This window comes from Streptomyces sp. NPDC018031 (assembly GCF_044327625.1).
In the GTDB taxonomy this organism is placed as follows: domain Bacteria; phylum Actinomycetota; class Actinomycetes; order Streptomycetales; family Streptomycetaceae; genus Streptomyces.
Genome location: NZ_JBIRFT010000010.1, coordinates 122,490 through 146,999 on the forward strand (window position 1 = coordinate 122,490; position 24,510 = coordinate 146,999).

The 24,510-nt window shown below is 74.0% G+C and carries 17 protein-coding genes; 9 read left to right on the plus strand and 8 right to left on the minus strand.

The genetic code is table 11. The features are described 5' to 3' along the window. Positions 1-16: 16 nt before the first annotated feature. From ACH4B3_RS22310 to xdhC, 6 genes are all read left to right on the plus strand, one after another. Entirely contained in the window at positions 17-4,501 is a 4,485-nt protein-coding gene (locus ACH4B3_RS22310) for a peptidase C14 caspase catalytic subunit p20 (RefSeq protein WP_398465224.1), read from the plus strand. Between the two features lie 44 nt (positions 4,502-4,545). Then, the gene (locus ACH4B3_RS22315) at positions 4,546-5,958 is read left to right on the plus strand and encodes a lipase family alpha/beta hydrolase (RefSeq protein WP_398465226.1); all 1,413 of its coding nucleotides are present in this window, start codon (positions 4,546-4,548) and stop codon (positions 5,956-5,958) included. A 996-nt stretch (positions 5,959-6,954) separates the two neighbouring features. Then, entirely contained in the window at positions 6,955-7,452 is a 498-nt protein-coding gene (locus ACH4B3_RS22320; protein ID WP_398465228.1) for a nucleoside deaminase, read from the plus strand. A 694-nt stretch (positions 7,453-8,146) separates the two neighbouring features. Then, on the plus strand, positions 8,147-9,610 hold the full coding sequence (locus tag ACH4B3_RS22325; RefSeq protein WP_398465230.1) for a xanthine dehydrogenase small subunit: 1,464 nt from the start codon (positions 8,147-8,149) through the stop codon (positions 9,608-9,610). After that, positions 9,607-12,039 (plus strand): xanthine dehydrogenase molybdopterin binding subunit, encoded by a 2,433-nt coding sequence (gene xdhB / locus ACH4B3_RS22330; RefSeq protein WP_398465232.1) that lies wholly within the window; start codon positions 9,607-9,609, stop codon positions 12,037-12,039. Before ACH4B3_RS22325 ends, xdhB begins: the two co-directional genes overlap by 4 nt. Position 12,040: 1 nt before the next feature. After that, entirely contained in the window at positions 12,041-12,850 is an 810-nt protein-coding gene (gene xdhC / locus ACH4B3_RS22335) for a xanthine dehydrogenase accessory protein XdhC (RefSeq protein WP_398465381.1), read from the plus strand. Between the two features lie 85 nt (positions 12,851-12,935). On the opposite strand, the gene ACH4B3_RS22340 is transcribed toward xdhC, so the two are convergent. Both ACH4B3_RS22340 and ACH4B3_RS22345 read right to left on the minus strand, forming a co-directional pair. Next, positions 12,936-13,541: an isochorismatase family protein gene (locus ACH4B3_RS22340; RefSeq protein WP_398465234.1), complete on the minus strand. Its 606-nt coding sequence runs from the start codon at positions 13,539-13,541 to the stop codon at positions 12,936-12,938. A 76-nt stretch (positions 13,542-13,617) separates the two neighbouring features. Continuing rightward, positions 13,618-14,601 carry a GlxA family transcriptional regulator gene (locus ACH4B3_RS22345; RefSeq protein WP_398465236.1) on the minus strand — a complete coding sequence of 328 codons (984 nt, stop codon included), beginning with the start codon at positions 14,599-14,601 and terminating at the stop codon, positions 13,618-13,620. 93 nt (positions 14,602-14,694) lie between these two features. On the opposite strand from ACH4B3_RS22345, the gene ACH4B3_RS22350 reads away from it, so the two are divergent. Then, positions 14,695-15,261 carry a serine hydrolase domain-containing protein gene (locus tag ACH4B3_RS22350; protein ID WP_398465382.1) on the plus strand — a complete coding sequence of 189 codons (567 nt, stop codon included), beginning with the start codon at positions 14,695-14,697 and terminating at the stop codon, positions 15,259-15,261. An 82-nt stretch (positions 15,262-15,343) separates the two neighbouring features. On the opposite strand, the gene ACH4B3_RS22355 is transcribed toward ACH4B3_RS22350, so the two are convergent. After that, complete coding sequence (locus tag ACH4B3_RS22355) at positions 15,344-15,646, minus strand: hypothetical protein (RefSeq protein WP_398465238.1); 303 nt, start codon at positions 15,644-15,646, stop codon at positions 15,344-15,346. A gap of 326 nt (positions 15,647-15,972) precedes the next feature. Here ACH4B3_RS22355 and ACH4B3_RS22360 point away from each other — a divergent pair, with 326 nt between their 5' ends. Continuing rightward, the gene (locus ACH4B3_RS22360; RefSeq protein ID WP_398465240.1) at positions 15,973-17,385 is read left to right on the plus strand and encodes a hypothetical protein; all 1,413 of its coding nucleotides are present in this window, start codon (positions 15,973-15,975) and stop codon (positions 17,383-17,385) included. Between the two features lie 55 nt (positions 17,386-17,440). Here ACH4B3_RS22360 and ACH4B3_RS22365 read toward each other — a convergent pair whose 3' ends face one another. From ACH4B3_RS22365 to ACH4B3_RS22385, 5 genes are all read right to left on the minus strand, one after another. After that, positions 17,441-17,950 carry a hypothetical protein gene (locus ACH4B3_RS22365; RefSeq protein WP_398465242.1) on the minus strand — a complete coding sequence of 170 codons (510 nt, stop codon included), beginning with the start codon at positions 17,948-17,950 and terminating at the stop codon, positions 17,441-17,443. 227 nt (positions 17,951-18,177) lie between these two features. Beyond that, entirely contained in the window at positions 18,178-18,978 is an 801-nt protein-coding gene (locus ACH4B3_RS22370) for an SAM-dependent methyltransferase (protein ID WP_398465244.1), read from the minus strand. A gap of 458 nt (positions 18,979-19,436) precedes the next feature. After that, complete coding sequence (gene rocD / locus ACH4B3_RS22375; RefSeq protein WP_398465246.1) at positions 19,437-20,696, minus strand: ornithine--oxo-acid transaminase; 1,260 nt, start codon at positions 20,694-20,696, stop codon at positions 19,437-19,439. Then, positions 20,696-21,499: a dimethylargininase gene (gene ddaH, locus ACH4B3_RS22380; protein ID WP_398465384.1), complete on the minus strand. Its 804-nt coding sequence runs from the start codon at positions 21,497-21,499 to the stop codon at positions 20,696-20,698. Before ddaH ends, rocD begins: the two co-directional genes overlap by 1 nt. A gap of 176 nt (positions 21,500-21,675) precedes the next feature. Further along, on the minus strand, positions 21,676-22,203 hold the full coding sequence (locus ACH4B3_RS22385; protein WP_398465248.1) for an Lrp/AsnC family transcriptional regulator: 528 nt from the start codon (positions 22,201-22,203) through the stop codon (positions 21,676-21,678). Between the two features lie 387 nt (positions 22,204-22,590). On the opposite strand from ACH4B3_RS22385, the gene ACH4B3_RS22390 reads away from it, so the two are divergent. Beyond that, positions 22,591-24,492: an ABC transporter ATP-binding protein gene (locus ACH4B3_RS22390; RefSeq protein ID WP_398465386.1), complete on the plus strand. Its 1,902-nt coding sequence runs from the start codon at positions 22,591-22,593 to the stop codon at positions 24,490-24,492. Positions 24,493-24,510 lie beyond the last annotated feature (18 nt).

The window sequence follows — 24,510 nt, forward strand, 5'->3', positions numbered from 1 at the left end:
GTGAGCGGGGGGCCGGATGTCCAGGGAACTCGGGCGGGACGCGTTTCGGGGGGACGGCGTGGTCGGTGTTCTCGCCGTCGACACCTACGACGATCCCACCCGGCCGGAAGGGCGCGAGCGACTGGCGCACATCGGTGCCGAAAGCGCCCGTCTCGCCGCCATCGCCCGCGACATGCTGGGGTTCGGCGAGGTGCTGGACGGGCCGGAAGGGCTGCGCCGGGACCAGATCTCGGACTGGCTGGACGCGTTCCTGGAGCGCCGGGCCGGGCGCAGGATCCTGTACTGGACCGGGCACGGGGTGGACACCGGGGGCGGGTTCCACCTCGCCTGCCGGGACAGCTGGGCCGACGGCCGCTTCGCCCCCGCCCGGTCCCTGGTGCTGACCGACCTCGTGGACCGGATCCTCGCTGCCCCCGCGCCCGCGCACACCCTTCTGATCATCGACGCCTGCTCCTCGCACGGGCACCTGAACGTCGCGCTGCGGCGTGCGGTGAGCAAGGAGCGTGCGGCGGTCGCCCGCGCCTACCAGTCCTCTCCGGCCGGGTTCGCGGTGATCGGCACCTCCGGGGTGGGCGCCGTCATCAGGGAGGGGCAGTGGGTGGGCTGGCTGTCGTCGGTCCTGGCCAAGCCGGACGCGGTGGTCTCCGACGGCTCGCTGCCGATGCACCGCTCGGCCCTCTACGTCTCCGTCCCCTACCTCGTCGAGGCCATCGGCCAGGAGGCCGCCGCGGCGGGTCTGGAGACCAGCGACGAGCGGCCCGGCTTCGAGACGGTCCGGCCGCTGCCCAACAACTTCCTGCACAACCCGTACTTCCGGGACGACGGCGATGTCGCCCCGCACCGCGGCCCCTGGGCGCACCCCGCGGTGCTCTCGGACGGCGCCCGGCCGCCCTGGCCGGAGGAGTCCCCCTTCCAGCTCCAGGAGGGCGGGGCGCTGGAACGGGAGTTCACCGGACGCCACGCGGCGCTGAGCCGCCTGGTCCGCTGGCTCGACACGGCCGCGCACGGCATGCAGGTGGTCACCGGACCGGGCGGGTCCGGCAAGACGGCCCTGCTCGGGAGGGTCGCCCTGCTGTCGGTGGCCCGCCGCAGGCAACGGCTCGATCCGCAGCCACCGCCCCAGATCTGCCCGCGCCCCGGCACCGTGCACGCCCTCGTCAGCTGCCGTGACCGCTCGCTGACCGCCGTGGTCGAGGCCCTGTGGGAGGCGCTCACCGCCTTCGAGACCATGCCACCCCGGCCGACCGCGGGCTGCGACGCGGACCACTGCGCGGACGCCGTCGCCGACCTCGCCCGGCAGGCGGGCTCCCTGAACCTGGTCTTCGACGGCCTCGACGAAGCGATGCCGGGGCAGCCGCACGAGATCGCCCGCCGGCTCCTGAACCGGCTCGCGGACACCCGCGGGGTGAAGGTGGTCGTGGGGACCCGGCCCCGACCGCGCCGCCAACTGGCCGACCCGATGACCGCCGAGAGCCTGCTCGACGTCCTGGACCAGACCACCGCCCCGCTCGCCCTGGACCAGGACGACGACGCGGCGCGGGACATCGCCGCGCTGATGGAGTCCCTGCTCGGCGCGGCCGGGTCCCCGTATGCGGGCGAGCGGCGCGCGCTGCTGCGGCGCGAGGCCGCACAGACGGTCGCGGCCGGCAGCCAGGGGCTGTTCCTGGTGGCCCGGCTGATCGCCGGCCGGCTCGTCCGCCTCACCCGCCCGCCCACCGCCGGCGAGCTGGAGACCGAACTCCGGCAGGCCGGTGCCGGACTGGAGGACTGGGTCCGCCGGGAGATCAGCCATCTGGAGCGCGGCGGAGCGGTGCCGGCCGCCGCGATCCTCGCCCCGCTGGCTCTGGCGCACGGCGGCGGAGTGGGTGACCTCTCCCTCCTGGTGGTCATGGCCGACGCGCTGCGCGGGTGGCCGGGAGCGGTCCCCCGGAGCCAGGCGCGGGAGGTGCTGGCACTCGCCGAGGGCGGCCTGGTCGCCGTGGACGCGGGCGGATACCGGCTCGCGCACGCCGGCTACGGCGCGCACATCCTCCGCCGGCTCGGCCTCACGCCCCGCGAGGGCCACCTGAGGATCCATGACGCGCTCCGCGCCCGCGCCGCGCCGCACTGGGCCCGGGCCGACCCGTACACCCGCGCCTATCTCGCGGTGCACGCCGCGCAGGCGGACGAGGAGCGCTTGCGCGACCTGCTGGACGACCCCGAGTTCCTCGTCCACACCGACCCCGACGTGGTCCTGCCGCTGGCCGTCCCGCAGGTGCGGGGCAGCGAGGGCGCGGCCCTCTACGCCAGGGTCGCCGACGACTTCCGGCACCGCGTCGACACCGCCGCCCGGCGCGCGCTGCTGCGCGGCACGGCCTTCGTCCACCACCGGGACGGCATGTACCGCCGGCTCGCCTCCCCCGGGTTCGCCCGGCTGCCGTGGACGGAACTGTGGACCGACGCCGAGCCCGCGCCGGTCGATCTGCGCTGGCCCGCGGCGCGCGGGGGTGCCCGAGCCCTGTACTGGTCGGCGGTCTCCGCCGGGGGCGGCGCGGGCCCGGACACCGTGCTCTCGCTGGGGGTGCTCGGCGCGGTCGCGGTGCACGACCCGGAGACCGGTCGGCAGCGCCTCACCCGGCGCGCCCCGGACCGGGGCCGGTCACTGCGGCAGGTGACCGGCGCGACGGCGGGCCGGCGCCGGGTCACCGTGGCCGGCGACGGCAGCGGGGTGGTGTTCTGGGACGACGCGTCGGGGCTGCCCGCGAGGGTCTTCGACTGGGGCGGCGCGCCGAAGGCGCTGGCCGTCGCCGCGTGCGGCAGCCGCTTCCTGGCGATGGCCGCGGACGGGCAGCGGGTGTGGGCCTGGCAGTGGTCCGTCGACAAGAGCGCCGCCGAAGCGGATCTGGCCGGCATCCTGGACGTCCCGGCGGACCGGCTGGCCCTGTTCTCCCTCGGCGCACGGTACTTTCTGCTGTCCGCCGGTGCCGAGACGTGCGTCCGTCAGGTCCATCCGGCCGGGCGAGGGCGGGGGTTGCTGGGGCCGCCCGTGGCCCTGGCGCACACCGGGCGCGGCCCGGTCCGGGCCATCGCCGCGCTCGGGCCGCCGTCCGACGGCCCCGCCGCGGCGGCGTGGCTGGCCCGGGTGGACGGCCACACCACCGACGTCTGGCGGCTGGCGCCGGCTGCCGGCGAGGGAGGCCGGTCCGGCCGCGGCTGGACCGTGGCGCACGAGCTGGCCCTGGACACTCCCGAGGCGCGGGGGGCGGCCCTCGGCAGGGCCGGCGGGAGGCCGCTGCTGGTCCTGCACCAGGGCGACCGGGTCGGCGTCCACGGCCTGGGCGGCGGTCGGCTGCTGCGCACCTTCCCGGTCCACGGGCACCGGGACCCGGAGGCTCTGGCCTGCGATCCGTGCGGCACCGGGCGGGTCGCCGTCTCCGACGGCCCGCATGTGCTGGTCCTGGACGTCGCGTCGGCCGGCACCGGGGCCCCGACCGGCCCGGGAGGTGGCAGCCACACCGCAAGGGTGCTGGTAGAGGCCGCGCCGGGCCCGCCCGGCGGTCGCGCCCTGCTGTGCCGGGTCACCGGCTCCGTCGTCCTGGCCGGCCATGCCGGGCCGGATCCCTCCGGAGCCGCCGGGGAACGGGAGGTGCCGCTCGCGCACGACGGCACGGTCACCGCCGTGCGCGCGGTCCGGCACCGGGGCGGCTGGCTGGTCGCTGCGGTCGCGGGCCGGACGGTGCGCGTGCGGTCGCTCGCCGCCGACCTGGGACCCACCGCCGGCCCCCAGGACATCCCCCTGTCCGGGGACGCCGGAGCGGAGACCCGCGGACTCGGGCTGGTGGTGGAGGAGGACGGGGTGCCGAGCCTGTTCGTCCCCGGCACCCGCCGGGTGCAGCGGCGGCGGCTGAGGCACGGCCGGTGGGTGCTGCGCGGGGAGGTCGACGTCGTCGCCCACACCCTGGACGCACGGACCATGTCCGACGGCACCACATGGGTCTGCGCCGACACCGGGCGCGGCTTCCGCCTGTGGCGGGCCGGCGCGGAGGACGCGCCACCACTGCCGCTCCTGGACGACTCCTGGCGGCGTACCGCGGGGATGGTCCTGGGCGAGCACCGGGTGCTGGGGCGGTCGGTGGCGCTCGTCGCCTGGGGCGAGGACGACATGATCCACCTGGCCCGGTTCAAGGCCGGCCGGTGGATCACCCACCGGGTGGTCCATCCCGGGGGCCGCGCGGCCGCGCTGGTCTTCACGGGTCCTCCGGAGCGTCCGCTGCTCGCCGTCTGCGGTGGGGAGACGACGCTGGCGGTGTTCGACGTGACGACCCGCCGCGAGCTGAGGACGGCGGCCGTGCCCTGGCGCGGCCTCGACGTGGAGGCGGCTGCGGCCGTCTTCGACGCGGAGCGCGGGATCACGCTGGCCCTCCAGGGCCGCCGCCGCTGCGACCGGATCGTGCTCCGCCCGGAGGCCCTGGCCCCCGCGGCCGCCGCCCCGGGCGGCCGGCGGCTCCGGCAGGGCTGGTAGGCGCCTCGGGCGGCATCGCACCACGGACGACTTCAGGAGGAAGCATGAAGCACGACCTGGTGGTCTTCGTCCCGGGAATCACCGGAACCCGGCTCACCCGGGAGGGCAGGGATCTGTGGGACCTGTCGCTGCGCGCTCTGCTGGGCGCCGTGCCGCCGCGGAAGCTGATCGACAGGCTGCGGCTCCCCGAGGGGATCGGCGACGAGCGGCCCGAGGAACCGTACGCGGTCGAGGCAGCCGGGCTGGTCCACCGGCCGACCGGACTGCCGGGACTGCTGACGCAGCAGGGGTACCCGGACGTCGCCGGTCTGCTCACCGGGCTGCACCCCGGGCAGTTCGTCGTGTTCCCCTACGACTGGCGGCTGTCCAACCGCCTTACCGCCGCCGACCTGAAGCGCCGGGTCTCGGTGGAACTGGAACGGTGGACCCAGCAGTTCCGGACCGCCTATCCCAAGGCCGAGGACGACCCGAAGGTCACCCTCGTCTGCCACTCCATGGGCGGCCTGGTCGCCCGTCACTACCTGGAGTGCCTCGACGGCCGTGAGACCGCCCGTGCCCTGGTGACGGTGGGCACCCCGCACCGGGGCGCCGCCCAGGCCGTCCGGTTCCTCACCGGGCACGGGGCCGGCTCGGGCCTGCTGGGGCGGGCCGCGGCGGCGCTGGCGCCCCGGCTGAACGAACGGCTGACGCGACTGGTCCGCAGCTTCCCGTCGGTGGGGCAGCTGCTCCCGGTCTACGAGGCCGTACGCCGCCCGGACTACCCCGACGGCTACTACGACCACCTCACCGACATCGACGCCGGCCTGCCGACCGGAACGGTCCGGGACGTCTTCGCCTTCCACGACGAGTTCGAGACCGCGCTGCGGAACAATCTGCGAGGCCACACGGACCGGTCCCTGCCCTACGAGGTGCGGTGCCTCGGCGGCCGGGCCCACCCCACCGTCCACGGCGTGACGGTGCACCCCGGCCGCGAGCCGGAGTTCCATTACGCCCTGGACGACGTGGAGCCGTGGAGCGGTGACGGCACGGTGCCGGCCGAGTCGGCCTTCGCCGCCTGGGCACTGCGCCGCACCGACGACGCCCTGTGGAACGGCCACCGGCACGGCCATCTCATCAGCGCCGAGGCGTTCGGTCACCAGCTCGACGCCATCCACCACAGCAGGTCGGCGCGGGACACCCTGGCCGACGACGCCTTCGGCATCGTGGTGCCGGAGTTCGCGGTGGCCGGTGACCCGTTCGACCTCGTGGCCACCGGGGTCGAGCGGGGCCGTGCCGTACGGGCCGCGCTGCACGCTCACGGGGACGACCGTCCGCGGGACTGGGTGGTCCTGCCGGAGGCGGAGCCGGGTGAGCGCCGGGGCAGCCTCACCGCCGGGCCGGGCACCTGGGTGCTGACGGTGGTCGCGGACCGCCCCGACACCGTCCAGCGCGAGGTGCTGACCGTCCTCGAAGCCTGACGCGTCTTCCGTACGGCCGGGACACGGCCGTCGTCCCGGCCGACCGCGCGGAAGGCACCGGGCCGGCCGTGCGGAAGGGGCACCGGGCCAACCGCGCGGAAGGGCACCGGGCCGGCCGCGGCGCCGTGGCCCGCCGGGACCGGAACGGGTGGCTGGGCCGGAACCGGCTCGTCACCCGTGGTCCGGCACCGGCGGACCCGCCCGTGCCCCCCCTGCGGCGGTGGCGCGTGCGCGCCGGGCTCACCTCGCCCCTGTCTCATCGACCACACCAGGGACGGACCGGCCCTGGTAGGAACCTACGAAGCATCCGTCGCGTCCCGCCCACTTTTCATGTTTTCGGCGCCTGGCTGATTCCCTGCGGGCGGCTGTCTACTGATCAAGCAATCCCGAACGACGGAGAACTGGGAACGCCTTGCCAAAGACGCTGCTCGAACGACCCGTTGAGACCGCCCGGCCCGACCCCGGCATCACCGCCACCGCGGAACTCGACGGCCGGAGCCCGGCCGACGCGCCGCGGGAGCCCCGGCCCGGCCGGAGCCTCCGGCATGCTCTCATGGCCGGCGAGCACCCCGGCCGCGGGGCGCCGGCGCCCTCCCCGCTCCCTACCGGTGCCCAGGCCCGTACTGCCGACCGGCGTGTCACGCCCGAGGGCAGGGGGTTCCGCTCCGGGGCGCGGCGTGCGGGCATCACATACGGCGTGCCGGCCGGACCCGGGCACGCCACCCTCGCCGGGCGGCTCCGCGGGGAGGACACGCGGGCCCACGGGAGGCCGGTGGTGCCATCCGGGACTCCGTCCGGCGCGGCGCCGGTGTGCCGCCCGCCGGCTCCACCGCCCGCACCGTCGTCGACGCCGCCGGCCTGAACCTCGTCCGCACCCCGGTCTCCCGGAACACCTCCACCGCGTCCGGCCGGGCCCCCTTAGTCGTGCGGGTGTCGCCGCCTCCCCGATGGCACCCGCACCCCACCTCACCTCACCGCATTCGACAAGGAGCAACCGTGACCGTGAACACCGCGACCCTCGTCCAGGACGAGCAGGCATGGATGCAGCAGGCCATCGACGTCGCCACCGGCAGCGCGAACAGCGGCGGCGGCCCCTTCGGCGCCCTGATCGTCAAGGGCGGCACGGTCATCGCGACCGCACACAACCAGGTCACCGCGACGAACGACCCGTCCGCGCACGCCGAGGTCAACGCGATCCGCGCCGCCTGCACCGCACTGGGCACCTTCGTCCTCGAAGGCTGCACCCTGATCACCTCGTGCGAGCCGTGCCCGATGTGCCTGTCCACCGCCCTGTGGGCGCGCGTCGACCGGCTGGTGTTCTCCGCCGACCGCGACGACGCCGCGGCGGCCGGCTTCGACGACCGCAAGTTCTACGACCTGTTCGAGAAGAAGCCCCAGGAGGCCTGGCCCATGGAGGTCGTCCACCTGGACCTGCCCAACCGCACCGCGCCGTTCGACGCGTGGGTGGCGAAGTCCGACCGCATCGACTACTGACGAGCGCGGGAACCCCTGCCGGTGCGGGGTGGACACACCACGACGCACCACTCCGCGGTGATCGAAACCGTCACCCCGGGGGTGCCACCGTTCCCAGCGGTGGCACCCCGCCCGGCCCTTCGCGCCGGCTCCGCGCATCCGGCCGGATCCTGATCGCGGGCCGGCCGCGCGAGGGTGTCACCGCCCGCGCGACCACCGCCGGGCCGGGCCGCGGCCTCCCGCCGCAGTCGCGGGATCCGCGGCCACCGGGATCCGGCATCCGGCATCCGGCATCCGGCATCCGGTCGACGGTGCGCGCGGCCACCCGGCAGTGGCATTCCAGCCTCGTATGCGACCCTCGAGAAACCGGGGCGATCTCTTGACCCCGGTGGCGCCAGCCACTAATTTGCGGTGAACGTCGACCCATGGCTACCGAAGGAGGCGACCGGCGGATGTACACCAGCTCTGATCTCGGTCGCCTCGCCCAGTGCACGGTCTGGGTTCCGGGTCGGATCGCCCACGGCTGCTGAACGCGCCGTTCTGACGTGCCCCTGCGTGGCACATTCCAGGTTTCCCGTCACCACTTCTCGGCATGTCGCTGAGGCGTGCTGTTGTGCGCCCGCTCCTCTCACGTGGCGTGTCTGAACACAGAAAGCTGCCTGACATTGGCGAACATGATGAATCGACCGATCGCGCACCGAAACGAAGGCCTGTCATGGTAGCGGCGCGGATCACGGTCAATGGGGAAGAAGCACCGATTTCACCGGCCGCCCCACACACCACGGTGCTGGACTTTCTGCGGGAGCGCGGGCTCACCGGCACGAAGGAGGGCTGCGCCGAGGGTGAGTGCGGCGCCTGTTCGGTTCTGGTGGCCCGCCCCGGGGTGAACAAGCCCACCGACTGGGTGGCGGTCAACGCCTGTCTGGTCCCGGTCGCGGCGCTGGACGGCCAGGAGATCATCACCTCCGAGGGTCTCGCCACCGCCGGTGAACCGGGCACGCCGCCCACCCTGCACCCGGTGCAGGAGGAGATGGCGGTCCGCGGCGGCTCCCAGTGCGGCTACTGCACGCCGGGTTTCGTCTGCAGCATGGCCGCCGAGTACTACCGGCCCGACCGCTGCGCCCACCCGGACCCGGCCGAGGGCACCGACGCCGAGCACGGGCCGAACGGCTTCGACCTGCACGCGCTGAGCGGAAACCTGTGCCGCTGCACCGGCTACCGCCCGATTCGCGATGCCGCGTTCGCCGTGGGTGCGCCCACCGATGAGGACCCGCTCGCGCGGCGGCGCGAGCAGGCCCCGCCCGCGCCGGTCGCCACCGAATACGCCCGGGACGACAGCGCGTTCCTGCGGAAGGACACCCTGGCCGAGACGCTGGAGCTGCTGCGCGAGCGACCCGACGCGGTGGTGGTCGCCGGCTCCACCGACTGGGGCGTGGAGGTGAACATCCGTGCCCGCCGGGCGAGTTGCGTGGTCGCCGTCGACCGGCTGCCGGAACTGCGGGAGCTGCGTGTCGCCTCCGATCACATCGAGATCGGTGCGGCGCTGACTCTCACCGAGATCGAGCGTCGCCTCGACGGCGACGTCCCGCTGCTCGCGGAGCTGTTCCCGCAGTTCGCGTCGCGGCTCATCCGCAACGGTGCGACCCTCGGCGGCAACCTGGGCACCGGCTCCCCCATCGGCGACAGCCCGCCGGTGCTGCTCGCGCTGGAGGCGTCGCTGGTCCTGGCCGACGCCGACGGTGAGCGCGAGGTCCCGCTGGCGGACTACTTCACCGGCTACCGGCAGAGCGTGCGCCGGCCCGGTGAGCTGATCCGCGCGGTGCGCGTCCCGCTGCCGCTGTCGCCGACCGTGGCCTTCCACAAGATCGCCAAGCGGCGCTTCGACGACATCTCCAGCGTGGCCGTCGCTTTCGCGGTCGACATCGAGGACGGGCTCGTCCGCAAGGCCCGCATCGGCCTGGGGGGCGTGGCCGCCACCCCGATCCGCGCCCTCGCCACCGAGGCCGCCCTGGAGGGCAGGCCGTGGTCGGCCGAGACCGTCGAGGCCGCGGCGCGGGTGCTGCGGGGTGAGGGGACGCCGATGGACGATCATCGCGCCAGCTCTCTCTACCGCTCCGCGATGCTCGGCCAGAGCCTGCTGAAGCTGCACGCCCAGACCACCGAGGCGGTGTCGTCATGAGTCATCTGTCCGAGCGCCCCGAGAAGCCCGTCGTCGGCGTCTCGATGCCGCACGAGAGCGCCTTCCAGCACGTCACCGGCGCCGCGCTCTACACCGACGACCTGGTGCATCGCACCAAGGACGTGCTGCACGCGTACCCGGTCCAGGTCATGCGGGCCCGCGGCCGGATCACCGCGCTGCGGACCGGGCCGGCGCTCGCCGTGCCCGGTGTGGTCCGGGTGCTGACCGGTGCCGACGTGCCCGGCGTCAACGACGCCGGGATGAAGCACGACGAGCCGCTCTTCCCCGACGAGGTCATGTTCCACGGCCACGCGGTCGCCTGGGTACTCGGTGAGACCCTGGAGGCGGCCCGGCTCGGTGCGGCGGCCGTCGAGGTGGAACTCGAGGAGCTGCCCTCCCTGATCACGGTGCAGGACGCGATCGCCGCCGAGAGTTTCCACGGCGCCCGGCCCCTGATGACGCACGGCGACGTCGACGCCGGCTTCGCCGACTCCGCGCACGTGTTCACCGGCGAGTTCCAGTTCTCCGGCCAGGAGCACTTCTACCTGGAGACGCACGCGGCGCTGGCCCTGATCGACGAGAACGGGCAGGTGTTCATCCAGAGCAGCACCCAGCACCCGTCGGAGACCCAGGAGATCGTCTCCCATGTGCTCGGTGTGCCTTCTCACGAGGTGACCGTGCAGTGCCTGCGGATGGGCGGCGGCTTCGGCGGCAAGGAGATGCAGCCGCACGGGTTCGCGGCCGTCGCCGCGCTCGGCGCCAAGCTGACCGGCCGGCCGGTACGGTTCCGGCTCAACCGGACCCAGGACATGACCATGTCCGGCAAGCGGCACGGGTTCCACGCCACGTGGAAGATCGGTTTCGACGCCGAGGGCCGCATCCAGGCGCTGGACGCCACCCTGACGGCGGACGGCGGCTGGAGCCTGGACCTGTCCGAGCCGGTGCTGGCCCGCGCGCTGTGCCACATCGACAACACCTACTGGATCCCCAACGCGCGCGTCGCCGGTCGCATCGCCAAGACCAACACGGTCTCCAACACCGCTTTCCGCGGCTTCGGCGGACCGCAGGGCATGCTGGTGATCGAGGACATCCTGGGCCGCTGCGCGCCGCGGCTCGGCCTGGACCCCATGGAGCTGCGGGAGCGCAACTTCTACCAGCCGGGCCAGGGCCAGACGACGCCGTACGGCCAGCCGGTCACCCAGGCCGAACGGATCGCCACCGTCTGGCAGCAGGTGAAGAAGGACGCCGGCGTCGCCGACCGCAAGCGCGAGATCGCGGCCTTCAACGCCGCGCACCCGCACACCAAGCGGGCCCTCGCGATCACCGGCATCAAGTTCGGCATCTCGTTCAACCTCACCGCCTTCAACCAGGGCGGCGCGCTGGTGCTGATCTACAAGGACGGCTCGGTCCTGATCAACCACGGCGGCACCGAGATGGGCCAGGGCCTGCACACCAAGATGATGCAGGTGGCCGCGACCACGCTGGGCATCCCGCTGCACAAGGTCCGCCTCGCCCCGACGCGGACCGACAAGGTGCCCAACACCTCGGCCACCGCCGCCAGTTCGGGGGCGGACCTCAACGGTGGGGCGATCAAGGACGCCTGTGAGCAGCTGCGCGAGCGGCTGCTTCAGGTGGCCGCCTCCCAGCTGGGTGCGAACGCCTCGGACGTGCGCATCGTCGAGGGCGTCGCGCGCGCTCTGGGCAGCGAAAGGGAGCTGGCCTGGGACGACCTGGTGCACACCGCGTACTTCCAGCGGGTCCAGCTGTCGGCGTCCGGTTTCTACCGGACCGAGGGGCTGCACTGGGACGCGAAGTCGTTCCGGGGCACGCCGTTCAAGTACTTCGCCTACGGCGCCGCGGCGACCGAGGTGGAGGTGGACGGCTTCACCGGCAAGTACCGCATCCGGCGGGTGGACATCGTGCACGACGTCGGCGAGAGCCTCTCCCCGATGATCGACATCGGTCAGGTCGAGGGCGGCTTCGTGCAGGGCGCGGGCTGGCTGACACTCGAGGACCTGCGCTGGGACACCGGCGACGGCCCGAACCGCGGCCGGTTCCTGACCCAGGCCGCGAGCACCTACAAGCTGCCGAGCTTCTCGGAGATGCCCGAGGAGTTCAACGTCACGCTGCTGGAGAACGCCACCGAAGAGGGGGCGGTGTACGGATCCAAGGCGGTCGGTGAGCCTCCGCTGATGCTGGCGTTCTCGGTGCGGGAGGCGTTGCGGCAGGCCGCCGCCGCGTTCGGGCCGAGCGGGGTCAGTGTCGATCTGGCCTCGCCCGCGACGCCGGAGGCGGTGTACTGGGCGGTCCAGGAGTCGCGCCGGAGCGACACCCCCGAGAACGGTCACGCCCCCGACGGATCGGCCGTCAACGGGTCCGCCGTCAACGGCGGGGTCCGGGCCGTCTCCGAAGCGTTGAGCGGTGCCTGACATGACGTGGGTCGCCGCGGTCGCACGGTTGCGAGCACGCCGGGAGTCCGGCGTGCTGGTGACCGTCGCGACCGTGCGCGGCCATGCCCCGCGCGACGCCGGCGCGAAACTCGTGGTGGGGCAGACCGGGACATGGGGTTCGATCGGTGGCGGCAATGTCGAGGCGGTCGCGATCGACCGGGCGCGGGAGATGATCGCCGCGTCCAAGCCGGAGCCGGAGCTGATCGATTTCGCGCTGAACGACAAGGTGACCAACCAGCATGGCGTGCAGTGCTGCGGCGGCACGGTCTCGGTGCTGCTCGAACCGCTGCCGGTGGTACGGGCGGTAGCGATCTTCGGGGTCGGGCACGTCGGGCTGGAACTGGCGCGCATCCTGGCCCGTCAGGACCTCGACCTCCACCTGATCGACAGCCGCTCGGACATGCTCACCGAGGAACGGCTCGAGGTGCTGGCGGACGCGGTGGCGCAGCTGCACGTGCACCACACGCCGCTGCTGCCCGAGGAGGTGCTGGCGGAGTTGCCGCGCGGCACCCACATCCTGGTCATGACCCATGATCACGCCGAGGACGCCGCGCTGTGCGACGCCGCCCTGCGCACCAGCCACCTCGGCTCCATCGGGCTGATCGGGTCGGCGGCCAAGTGGGTGCGGTTCCGCAAACGCCTGGCCACCGAGGGCGGCTTCGACGAGGCCACCATCGATCGGATCAAGACCCCGATCGGGCTGGCCGACATCACCGGCAAGGAACCCGCGACCATCGCCGTGAGCGTCGCCGCCGATCTGCTGCGCACCTTCGGATCGGACGGGGACTGACTCTCCCGCCGGACCGGCAGCGGTGCCCCGCGGTCGTGCGAACGCACCCGCGGGGCACCTCCGTGACCAGGCAACCGGCCCGGCCCTACCGGGCGGTGAGGTCCTCGACGGTCGGGATGACCGTGCCGAAGAGATCGCCGATGGTGGTCAGGGCCGCCGTGTGGAGGGTGGTGGCGGGCAGGACGGTGCCGTCGGGCGCGTTCAGCGACCGGGTGGCGGTGGCCTCGGCGACGACGGTGGGGCGGTAGCCGAGCTTGAAGGCGCCCTGGGCGGTGAAGGTGACGCACATGTGGGTCATGAAGCCGGCCAGCACCAGGTCCTTGCCCGCGCCGAGTCCGCGCAGGGTCTTCTCCAGAACGGTGTCGTGGAAGGCGTCGGGAAACTGCTTGACCACGACGGGCTCGCCGTCGGCGGGGGCGACCTCGGTGCTGATGGCGCCGATCTCGGCACGGATGTCGTACGGGGTGCCCTCCCCGCCGTCGTTGACGATGTGGACGACCGGGGTGCCCGCGGCGCGGGCGGCGGCCAGCAGCCGGGCCCCTGCCGCGAGGGCCGGCCCGGCGCCGTCGAGGGCCATCACACCGGTGCGGTAGGTGTTCTGGAAATCGATCATGACGAGGGTGGCGTCGGCGAGCCGGGGCAGCCGGTCGTCGAGGCCGATCACCTCACGCAGGCTGGGGGAAGCGGTCATGACGGGGCTCCTTTTCGGGGCAGGGGAGGAGGAGGGCACGCCCGGCCGGGCGTGCCCCGGGAAGGGACGGCGGGGTTCAGCCGGTGGTGCGGAAGCGGCGGCGGTAGGCCGCCGGGGTGGTGCCGATCTGCTTGCGCAACGCTCGGTGGAGTGTTTCCACCGAGCCGAGTCCGCAGGCGGTGGCGATCTCGTCGAAGGGCCGGTCGGTGCTCTCCAGCAGACGGCGGGCCGCCTCCACCCGGGCGGCTTCGACGTAGGCGGCCGGTGTGCTGCCAGTCTCCTGGCGGAAGACCCGGGCGAAGTGGCGCTCGCTCAGGCACATCCGCGCCGCGAGGGCGGCCGCGGACAGGTCGCCGGCCAGTGAGTCCGCGATGAACATCCGGAGTTCGTCGATGTCCCTGCGGGAGGCCGGGGGCTGGCGCAGGGGGACCGAGAACTGGCTCTGACCGCCCTGGCGCTTGAGGTACATCACCAGTTGCCGGGCCACCGCGAGGGCGACCTCCTCGCCCAGGTCCTCGGCCACCAGCGCCAGCGCGAGGTCCATACAGGCGCTGATGCCGGCCCCGGTCCACACGTTCCCGCACCGCAGGAAGATCGGATCGGGGTCCACGGTGACCAGCGGGTGGTCGGCCGCCAGTTGATCGGCGGTCGACCAGTGGGTGGTGACCGTCCTGCCGTCCAGCAGTCCGGCCGCGGCCAGCAGGTGCGCGCCCACGCATACCGACGCCACCCGCCGGGCCAGTGGCGCGGCCGTCTTCAGCCACGCCACCACGTCCTGGTCGATCCGGGCGACCGGCCCGTCCGGGCGCAGGTCCACCGCGCCGGGTACCAGCAGCGTGTCCAGTACTCCGTCGACCTCCGCGAAGGCCAGGTCGGTGACCAGCCGGACGCCGGCCGAGGTGGTGACCACGCCGGGCGTCCGGCCGGCGAGCTGGACCCGGTAGCCGGACCGGCCGCCGGTCTCCCGGTTGGCCAGCGCGAACACCTCGGCGGGGCCGGTGACATCGAGCAGGTCGACATCGGGGAAGACCGCGATGACGACGCGGCGGGTGCTGGGCATGGCCCCATCGTCGCTCCCACCCGGGCATGACCACAATGACGGTGTTCTGTCACATCCGGACACGGCCGGTCTGGTCAGACGGTCCTGGCCGGCCTGCTGATCGAGAGGGTCACCGGCGGCCCGGCCGAGGTGGAGATCACCCGGCGGATCGTCCGGCCGTCGCGTCTTCACGGCACCTACTGGCCCGGCCGCTCCGAACACGTCCGCGGCCGGCACTCGTGCAGCTACTTCACCGCGGAACGGGACGGTACCGCCGTCCGCGCCGACGGCACCCGGTGGAACACGTCCGCCGGCGGCACCGGGGGCGCGCTGATCTCCACGCCGGCGGACGTGAACCGGTTCTTCGCCGCCCTGCTGGACGGCCGGCTGCTCTCCGCCGCACGGCCGGCCGAGATGCGGGACACGGTGCCCGGTGATCCGGACCGGTTGGGCCCGCACGGCCGCTACGGACTCGGTCTGATCACCTCACCGCTCTCCTGCGGCGGACGCTGGACCGGGCACACCGGCTCCACCCGGGCCGGCCACCACGCCATCGGGGCGGTCGCGCCCGACGGCCGCCGGGTGACCGTCGTGGTCAACGAGACACCGGCCACCGACGCGAGCGCCGCCGCGCTCCTCGGGGTGGTCGACACGGCGCTGTGCGCACCCGCGTCCGGCTGACCGGCACCGCCGGGGTCCCAGCGGGCGCGGTCGCGGCCGGTCGAGCGCGGCGGGCCGGTGGCCACCGGCCCGCCGCGCTCCGTCAGCGCCCCAGGGGCAGGCAGTTGGCCCTGACCTCCTCGACGGACGAGACGGTCCCGGCCCGCACCGCGGTGACCATGGCCTGGTGCAGGGTCCTGCTCGACCCTTCCGAGTCGCAGCCGACCGGGCTGCCCGCGACGGTGAACCACTCGGCGGCTCCGCTGTACTGAACGGTCACGTCCACATGGTCGACGGCCCAGGTCGTGTGGACGTTCAGCTCGCCCCTGAGCACCCCCGCCTCTTCCGTGCGCACCCCTCCCGCGCCGGCGATCACCCCCGTCGTGGTCCACGATGCCCAGCTCATCACAGGTCTTCCTTCCTGGAGCAGGCCGACTCCCGGCGCCTGGTGTCCCGCGGCCCGGTCCGGCACCCGCCGTCGCCGAGGGCCACCGCGCTGCGTTGTCGGATGACGTCATCCGACGGTCGAACGATCGAGCTTTCTGACCGATTTTTTCACAAAAGGGGTAAATTCATCAATTTGGGGGATGTATCGACGTTCCGCAATGCGGATCATGGGGATGCCCATGGGGTCGTTCCCGGCCCGGCCGCTTCCGTCGTCCTCGGAAGCGGCCGAGGACGGGGCACGGGCCAGGGGATTCCTTGTGAGGATCTGCAGGCAGGAACGACCCCATGCCCTCCTCCGCGTACTCCGCGCCCGGCGGCCCCCGGCCCCTGAACGCCGACGAGCGATCCGAGTACGAGCGCCTCCGGCGCGCCAAGGCCATGCGGCACCGGGGGCTGCGCTACGCGTGCGGATCGGTCCTGATGGCTCTGACCATCCTCCTCGCCCCGCTCAGTGTGGTGGCCGCCTGGGTGGACTCCGAGATCACCGACACCGGCCGGTACGTCAAGACCGTCGCGCCGATCGCCAGGGACCCGGCGGTCCAGCGCGAGCTGACCGACCGGCTGACCGACCGGATCGCCGACAACGTCGACACCGAGGAGATCGCCACAGCCCTGGCCGACGCTCTCCGGCGGAGCGGCGCACCGCCCGCCGTGGTCGACCGGGCCGATGCGCTCGGCGGCCTCCTGGACATCGCGGTCCTCCGTGTGATCGACGGCGTGGTGTCGAACGTCGTCACCAGCGACCGGTTCGCCCAGGCGTGGGAGACCGCCAACCGGCGCGCCCACGCGGAAGTCGTCAAGGTGCTCACCGGCGAGGGCGGTGACGCCATCGACACCACGGACGGCGTGATCACCGTGGACCTGGGCACCGTCGTCGACCAGGTGCGGGACGAACTCGTCGACGCCGGCCTGGACGCGGCCGCTCGGATCCCCGACGCCGAGGGGACGATCGTGCTGGTGCAGACGGACAAGCTGGACGAGGCGCAGGACCTCATGCGCCTGCTGGACCTCCTGGGCTTCTGGCTGCCGGTGCTGATCGTCGTCCTCGCCGCACTCGCCGTGTGGGTCACGCCCGCGCACCGCGTCGCGCTGATGACGGTGGGCGTCGGTGTGGGGGTGATGATGGTGGCTCTGCTGATCGCGCTCGCCGTGCTGCGCGGGGTGTACCTGGACTCCGTCCCGCGCAAGGCGCAGTCGCAGGACGCCGCGGCCGCCATCTACGACACCTTCGTCCGGTTCCTGCAGGACAGCACCCGCACCATGCTGGTCATCTGCGCGATCCTGGTGGTCGCCGGCTATCTGATCGGCCCGGGACGCGGGGCGCGCGCACTGCGCCGGCTGGCCCGCCGGGGTACCGAGAGCACCGGGCAGGCGCTCGCCAGGGCCGGCGTGCGCACCGACGGCCTGGGGTCCTGGCTCGACCGCCACCGCAGACACACGGCGGGAGTCGTCTGCGGCCTGGCGGTGCTGACGCTGCTGCTGTGGAACTACCCCACCCCGTCCGCGGTCGCCCTGGTGCTCGGTGTCGCGGTGGTGGTGCTGGCCGTGCTGGCCGTCCTCGCCGCCGCGAGGGACACCCCGGGGCCGGTCGCGGCCGATACCGGGCATCCCCGGACCACTCCCGGCGCCGCCGGGCCCGCTCCCGGCCCGTCCGGGGCGGGAGACGACGACTCCGGCCGCTCCGACGACCACGGTTGACCGCGACGCGGGGCGCCGTGCGCCGGAGGGTCCCGGACCGTGTCGCGGGCCCGGTTCAGGAGGCCGGGCCGGCCGGCGTGCGGCGGATGTGCTCGGCTTCGGTGCGGGCCGCCTCGGAGGCGGCTCCCCGTCCCAGCTCCCGCAGGTCGACGGCCAGGTCCCGCAAGGTCCACCCGAGACGCGGCAGATATCCGGCGGGGTCGGTCGCGGCCAGCGTCCGGTACAGGGCGACGGCCTCCTCCCGACAGGACACCGCGTCCGGCAGCCGGCCCACCTCACCCAGCGGGAGAGCGACGTTGTGCAGGCTCTCGGCGAGCCCGGGCAGGAAGCGGTCCGGGGCGGTCCCGGCCAGCGTCCGGTGGACGGTGACCGCCTCCTCGTAGGGGATCAGCAGGTCGTCCCAGCTGCCCGGCAGACCGCTGCGCAGGGCTCGGGAGTTCCGCTTCCGGCAGAGCGTGTTGAGGGTTTCGGCGAGTGCGGCGAGATGTGCCGCCGGGTCCCTGCCGGCGAGCTCTCGCCGGGCCCGCGCCTCGTCCTCCAGGGCGCTGAGTTCCTCCAGTGTCACGACGGGCTTCGCCGACCGACGGTCCACCGTCCCCCCTCCCCTCACGGCCACGGGCCTCCCGGCGGTCCTTGGGGGCCGGGCCGGAGCGCGACCCCGTCAGACCACCACAGGATGCACCGCCTACCGCCGGGCCCGGAACCGCGCCCCCCGGGGGACGTCCGGAGAACGGACCCGCAGGCGGTGCGGGCGCGGCGAGTGCCCACCGGGACGCGGGCGCCGGTTCCGGCTCAGTCGTCCGGGTGCGCCCGGTGCTCCGCCCCGGTGCGGAACAGGTAGGCGGCGTAGCGGTAGTCGGCGCCGTGCCGGCGCCGCAGTCCGATCTCCTTCCGCACGGCGGCCAGCGTCTCGCGCATGCCGGGGCGGGCCGGGTCGGCGGCGGCGATGCGGGCGGTCAGCGGGGTGTAGTACTCGGTCCACCAGTCGCTCTCCGGCATCGCCCAGTGGGCGTCGACCCGGTAGCCGGCGGCCCGGGCGGCGGCCTCGTTGGCGGCGCCGGTGCGCAGCGGGCAGTGCTCCGCCCAGTGGGAGAGCGCTTCCGCGGAGGGACGGGTGGTGGCCCATTCCATCTCGGTGACCGCGAGGACGCCGCCGGGGGCGAGCAGGCGGCGCCAGACCCGCAGCGCGGTGTCGAAGCCGACGGCGTAGACCGAACTCTCGGCCCAGATGACGTCGAAGCTCCGGTCGGGGAGGGCCGGCTGTTCCATCCGGCGGTTCAGCACCGTGACCCGTCCGTCCAGGCCACGCCGGGCCGCCTCGGCGGCGAGTTCGTCCAGGAAGGGCTGGTGCAGGTCGACGGCGGTCACCCGCGCGCCGGCCTCCTCGGCGAGCAGCAGCGTGGCGGGGCCGCCACCGCAGCCCGCGTCCAGCACCCGCGGCCGGCCGGGCAGCGGCCGGGCACGTGCCAGCAGGAGCCGGGTGGTGGCGTCCGAGCCGGGGCCCTGCCGGGGCAGACCGTGGTGCAGGGCGAAGAACGCCTCGGTCACCTGGTCCCGGCGGGCGCTCCGGGGGGCGGTGTCGTGGGAGTCCATACCTTGCGCTTCCGGGGAGCCGGCGGGTGGCGGTGGGCGCGTGGCGTCCCGCGTCCCACTCCCCCGGCGGCATCCGCGGGGTTGGCCGGCGGGGCCGCACGGACTCTCGGGCGACCGCGGTGACGGGCCGGCCGCGGGCCCGGTGGTCCGGCCGCCGCCCGGCGCGCGAACGCCGTCGCACGCGCGTCTCCCAGTGTCACAGAACACCGGGCGGGCGGCCATGGGAGACCTGCCGCGGTCCGGCCGGGCCCCGTCAGGGGCCCGGCCGCGGACGCCCCGCACCGCCACCCGCGCGGAGGTCGGGGGACGGGCGTGTCCGCACGGGGCGTGTCCGCACGGGCAGCCCGTGCGGTGCCGGTGCCGCCCCCGCCGTACGGCCGGTCGCGCGACCGTGACCCCCCGGGGAGGCGGGGTGCCGGTCGCGCGGCGGCCGCCGGCTCGTCAGGTGCCGGCCGCCGTCAGGCCAGCACCTTCCGCAGGGCCGCGAGCGCGGACTCCAGTTCCTCCTCCGTGATGGTCAGCGGCGGCGCCAGCCGGATGGTGGATCCATGGGTGTCCTTGACCAGCACGCCTTCGGCGAGAAGCCGTTCGCTGATCTCCCGCCCGGTGCCGAGGGCCGGGTCGACGTCCACGCCCGCCCAGAGCCCGCGGGCCCGGTAGGCCGTGACGCCCGCGCCGGTGAGCTCGGCCAGTCCCCGGTCCAGCACCTCGCCCAGCTCCGCGGCCCGCCGCTGGAACTCGCCGGTGGCCAGCAGGTCGAGGACCGCCGAACCGACGGCCGCCGCCAGCGGGTTGCCGCCGAACGTCGAGCCGTGCTCACCGGGCCGCAGCACGGAGAGCACCTCGCGGCGGGCGACCACCGCGGAGACCGGGACGATGCCGCCGCCCAGGGCCTTGCCCAGGAGCAGGACGTCCGGCACCACCGACTCGTGGTCGACGGCCAGCGTGCGGCCGGTGCGCCCGAGACCCGACTGGATCTCGTCGGCGATGAAGAGGCACCCGGCGCGCCGGGTGAGTTCACGGACACCGGTGAGGTAGCCGTCGTCCGGGATGAGGACGCCCGCCTCGCCCTGGATGGGCTCGATGAGCACGGCGGCCGTCGTCTCGTCCACGGCCGCCTCCAGCGCGGCGAGGTCGTTGTACGGGACGACCCGGAAGCCGGGGGTGAAGGGCCCGAAACCGGTGCGGGCCGTCTCGTCGGTGGAGAAGCTCACGATCGTCGTCGTGCGGCCGTGGAAGTTGCCGTCGGCGACGACGATGGTCGCCCGGTCCGGTGCCACGCCCTTGACCTCGTAGGCCCATTTGCGGGCCACCTTGACGGCGCTCTCCACCGCTTCGGCGCCGGTGTTCATCGGCAGCACCATGTCGAGGCCGGTGAGCTCGGCCAGGCGCTCGGCGAAGCCGGCCAGCCGGTCGTGGTGGAAGGCGCGCGAGGTGAGCGTGACCTCGCCGAGCTGGCGGTGCGCGGCTTCGACGAGGGCCGGGTGGCGGTGGCCGAAGTTGAGGGCCGAGTAGCCGGCCAGCATGTCGAGGTAGCGGCGGCCCTCGACGTCCTCGACCCAGGTGCCCTCGGCACGGGCCACGACCACGGGCAGCGGGTGGTAGTTGTGCGCGAGCACCGGGGCCTCGGCACGGATCAGCTGCGCCGAGGAACGCGTCTCGGGCGCGGGCCCGGAGCCGGCCGGCTGCTCGGGGACGACGGTGGTGGGACTGGTCATCAGCGGATCTCCTGGGTGCAGCACTTGATGCCGCCGCCGGACTTGCGGAACTCCGACAGGTCGACGGGGACGGGGACGTAGCCGCGGTCGGCGAGCTGACCGATGAGGTCGCGGGCCTGCGGGTCGATGAAGACGTGGCGGCCGTCGGAGACGGAGTTGAGGCCGAACGTCAGCGCGTCCGCCTCGGTGGCGACCACCGCTCGCGGGTAGAGCCGGCGGAGGACCTCCCGGCTGCCCGGGGAGAACGCCGCCGGGTAGTAGGCGATGTTCTCCCCGCCCGCGCCGCCGTCCCCTTCGCCGCCCTCCTCACCGAGGTAGAACAGGGCGGTGTCCAGGTGGTAGAAGCGGGGGTCGACCAGCTGGAGGCTGATCGTCGGCCTGCCGAAGAACTCCTGCGCCTCGCGGTGGGCCGCCGGCTGGGTGCGGAAGCCGGTGCCCGCCAGGAGGAAGCGGCCGGCGGGCACCAGGTCGCCCTCGCCCTCGCAGACCGATCCGGGCCGGTGGACCTCGTACCCGGCGGTCTTGAACCAGGTCTCGTACTCCACGGACTCCAGGCGCCGCTCGGGCGCGTGGAAGGACGAGCCGAACACCCGGCCGTCCATGACGACGGCGGCGTTCGCGGCGAACACCATGTCGGGCAGGCCCGCCACCGGGGCCACCAGCTCCACCGTGTGGCCGTGGTCCCGGTAGGCCTGCACCAGGCTCTGCCACTGCTCGCGGGCGAGCGGGAGGTCGACCGGGGTCTCGGTGTCCATCCACGGGTTGATGGCGTAGCGCACGTCGAAGTAGCGGGGCTCACACATCACATAGCGCCGGGGTCGCCGGTCACGGGGGTGCGGGGCACGTCTTTCGGGCACGGGGTATCCCTCCGCCTTCTGCGGTGACGACTGGGGGTGCTCCCACGGTAGAAAGCGGCCGCCGCACACGACAAGAAAGAGAAGCTGCGCACATACGCAGGAATGCTGCGTGGATCGGCAGGTCAGAGCACGTTTACTGCGTCGCCTGCCGCCTCGCCGGAGACGGTGTCCGGCACCGAGGCGCTGGCCCCCGCCTCCGGGCTCTCCGGCAGCAGGTGGGACAGCACCATGTAACTGATCGTCTTGCGGATGAACGGCTCGCTGCGGATCTGCTCCAGCACCTCCTCGAAGTGCCCCACGTCGGTGGCCCTGATGTGCAGCAGCGCGTCGGCCGCGCCGGTCACCGTCATGGCCGCCGTGATCTCCGGGTACTTGCGCGCGACCTCCGCGAGCCGCCTGGGCGGCGCCGCGCCGTCGCAGTAGACCTCGATGTACGCCTCGGTGCGCCAGCCGAGCGCGGCCGGCCTGACCGTGGCGCTGAAACCGGTGATCACGTCGGCCGCGCGGAGCCGGTCCACCCGGCGTTTGACGGCGGTGGCCGACAGGCCGATGGCCGCGCCGATCTCGGCGAAGCTCGCCCGGGCGTTCGCGATCAGGGCCGCGACGATCTTTCGGTCCAGTTCGTCGAACGGCGTGTGCTTGGCGGTCATGACAGGCGATCTTCTCCTCGTGCTGCCCCCGCGGGAGGGGCCGTCTGTTCCCGGCGCGCCCGAGCGGCGTCGTCACGGTCCGGACCGGCAGCGACCCGGGCCGTCCCGCCCGGCGGCCTGGGGTCCGGTACGCCGAGGTGCCGAGGTCAGCCGGGCAGAGCGCGGAGATCCTACGTGACGCGGGCCCGGGCCGGGGCCGCGTCGTGCCCGGGTGGCCGCCGGGCTCCCGGGCGGTGGGCGCGGTTCCCCGTCGCCCGGTCACCCCCGCCCGCACCGCGCGCCGTTGACGCCCCGGCCGCCGGCCCGGTTCCGGGGCGCGACGCGCCCGTTCGCCGCGGCCGCCGTTGACTTGAAGGAAGCTTCAGGTTCTACCGTCCTCTCATGAGCATGGAGACCACAGCCTGGACGCAGCTGCACAGCGTCATGAACGCCCAGCGGGGCAGCCGCCCCCTGGCCCGCGCCACCCTGCGCCGGATCGGCGCCTTCGCCCGCCCGCACCGGCGCCGCATCGTCCAGTTCGTGCTGCTCAGCATCGCGGGCGCGCTCCTCGCCGTGGCGACGCCGGTGCTCGCCGGACGGGTCGTCAACGCGATCGTGCAGGGCGACGACTCGGACGTGGTGGTCCGCCTCTCGCTGCTGATCGCCGCGATCGCGGTCGGCGAGGCCGCGCTCGGCCTGCTGAACCGCTGGCTGTCGGCGACTCTCGGGGAGGGGCTGATCCTGGACCTGCGGACCGCGGTCTTCGACCACGTCCAGCGCATGCCGGTGGCGTTCTTCACCCGGACCCGCACCGGCGCGCTCGTCAGCCGTCTCAACAACGACGTGATCGGGGCGCAGCGCGCCTTCAGCAACACGCTCTCCGGAGCCGTCGGCAACCTGGTGACGCTGCTGCTCACGCTCGCCGTGATGCTGACCCTGTCCTGGCAGGTCACCCTGCTCGCACTGGTCCTGCTGCCGGTGTTCGTGGTGCCCGCCCGCCGCATGGGCGGCCGGATGGCGAGGCTGCAGCGGGAAGCCGCCGACCTCAACGCCGCCATGGGCACGCGGATGACCGAACGGTTCTCGGCGCCGGGCGCCACCCTGGTGAAGCTCTTCGGGCGGCCCGAGGAGGAGTCGGTGGAGTTCGCGGCCCGGGCCCGGCGGGTGCGGGACATCGGCGTACGGACGGCGATGGCGCAGTCCGCCTTCATCACGGCGCTCACGCTGGTCTCCGCGCTCGCGCTCGCCCTGGTCTACGGCCTCGGCGGCTGGTTCGCGTTGCGCGGCTCCCTCGACCCGGGCGCGGTCGTCTCCCTGGCCCTGCTCCTCACGCGCCTGTACGCGCCGCTCACCTCGCTCGCCGGGGCCCGGGTGGACGTCATGAGCGCCCTGGTCTCCTTCGAGCGGGTCTTCGAGGTGCTGGACCTCAAGCCGCTGATCGAGGAGAAGCCCGGCGCCCGGCCGGTGCCGGACGGGCCCGTCTCGGTCGAGTTCACGGACGTCCGCTTCGGCTACCCGACCGCCGACAAGGTCTCCCTCGCCTCCCTGGAGGAGGTCGCGACCCTCGACACGCGGGGCGGCGCCGAGGTGCTGCGCGGCATCTCGTTCCGAGCCGAACCGGGGCAGACGGTGGCCCTCGTCGGCTCCTCCGGCGCCGGCAAGTCGACGATCGCTCAGTTGCTGCCCCGGCTGTACGACGCCGACGAGGGCGCCGTGCGCGTCGGGGGCGTCGACGTACGCGATCTGACGGCGGCGTCCCTGCGGGGCACGCTCGGCATGGTCACCCAGGACGGCCATCTCTTCCACGACACCGTCCGCGCCAATCTGCTCCTCGCCCGGCCCGGGGCGACGGATCCCGAGCTGTGGGACGTGCTGCGGCGGGCCCGCCTGGAGGACCTGGTGCGCGCCCTGCCCGACGGGCTCGACACCGTGGTCGGCGAGCGCGGGTACCGGCTCTCCGGCGGGGAGCGCCAGCGCATGACCATCGCCCGGCTGCTGCTGGCCCGGCAGCGCGTGGTGATCCTCGACGAGGCCACCGCGCACCTCGACAACACCTCCGAGGCCGCCGTGCAGGAGGCACTCACCGAGGCGCTGGAGGGCCGCACCGCCGTGGTGATCGCCCACCGGCTCTCCACGGTCCGCGCCGCCGACCAGATCCTCGTGGTGGAGGGCGGACGCATCGTCGAACGCGGCACCCACGACGAACTGCTGGCCCTCGACGGCCGTTACGCCGAGCTGTACCGCACGCAGTTCGCCCCGCCGGCGGCCGGGCACGCACTGCCCGGGGCCGAGCGGGAGGCGGTGGTCTGAGCCGGCCGCGGCGCCCCG

Coding starts and splice junctions, on each gene's coding strand:
- ACH4B3_RS22355 (WP_398465238.1), bottom strand. CDS start 15,646: ATGAGCTGGGCATCGTGGACCACGACGGGGGTGATCGCCGGCGCGGGA.
- xdhC (WP_398465381.1), top strand. CDS start 12,041: ATGACGTGGGTCGCCGCGGTCGCACGGTTGCGAGCACGCCGGGAGTCC.
- ACH4B3_RS22360 (WP_398465240.1), top strand. CDS start 15,973: ATGCCCTCCTCCGCGTACTCCGCGCCCGGCGGCCCCCGGCCCCTGAAC.
- ACH4B3_RS22325 (WP_398465230.1), top strand. CDS start 8,147: ATGGTAGCGGCGCGGATCACGGTCAATGGGGAAGAAGCACCGATTTCA.
- ACH4B3_RS22340 (WP_398465234.1), bottom strand. CDS start 13,541: ATGACCGCTTCCCCCAGCCTGCGTGAGGTGATCGGCCTCGACGACCGG.
- xdhB (WP_398465232.1), top strand. CDS start 9,607: ATGAGTCATCTGTCCGAGCGCCCCGAGAAGCCCGTCGTCGGCGTCTCG.
- ACH4B3_RS22385 (WP_398465248.1), bottom strand. CDS start 22,203: ATGACCGCCAAGCACACGCCGTTCGACGAACTGGACCGAAAGATCGTC.
- ACH4B3_RS22315 (WP_398465226.1), top strand. CDS start 4,546: ATGAAGCACGACCTGGTGGTCTTCGTCCCGGGAATCACCGGAACCCGG.
- ACH4B3_RS22310 (WP_398465224.1), top strand. CDS start 17: ATGTCCAGGGAACTCGGGCGGGACGCGTTTCGGGGGGACGGCGTGGTC.
- ddaH (WP_398465384.1), bottom strand. CDS start 21,499: ATGTGTGAGCCCCGCTACTTCGACGTGCGCTACGCCATCAACCCGTGG.
- ACH4B3_RS22390 (WP_398465386.1), top strand. CDS start 22,591: ATGGAGACCACAGCCTGGACGCAGCTGCACAGCGTCATGAACGCCCAG.
- rocD (WP_398465246.1), bottom strand. CDS start 20,696: ATGACCAGTCCCACCACCGTCGTCCCCGAGCAGCCGGCCGGCTCCGGG.
- ACH4B3_RS22370 (WP_398465244.1), bottom strand. CDS start 18,978: ATGGACTCCCACGACACCGCCCCCCGGAGCGCCCGCCGGGACCAGGTG.
- ACH4B3_RS22345 (WP_398465236.1), bottom strand. CDS start 14,601: ATGCCCAGCACCCGCCGCGTCGTCATCGCGGTCTTCCCCGATGTCGAC.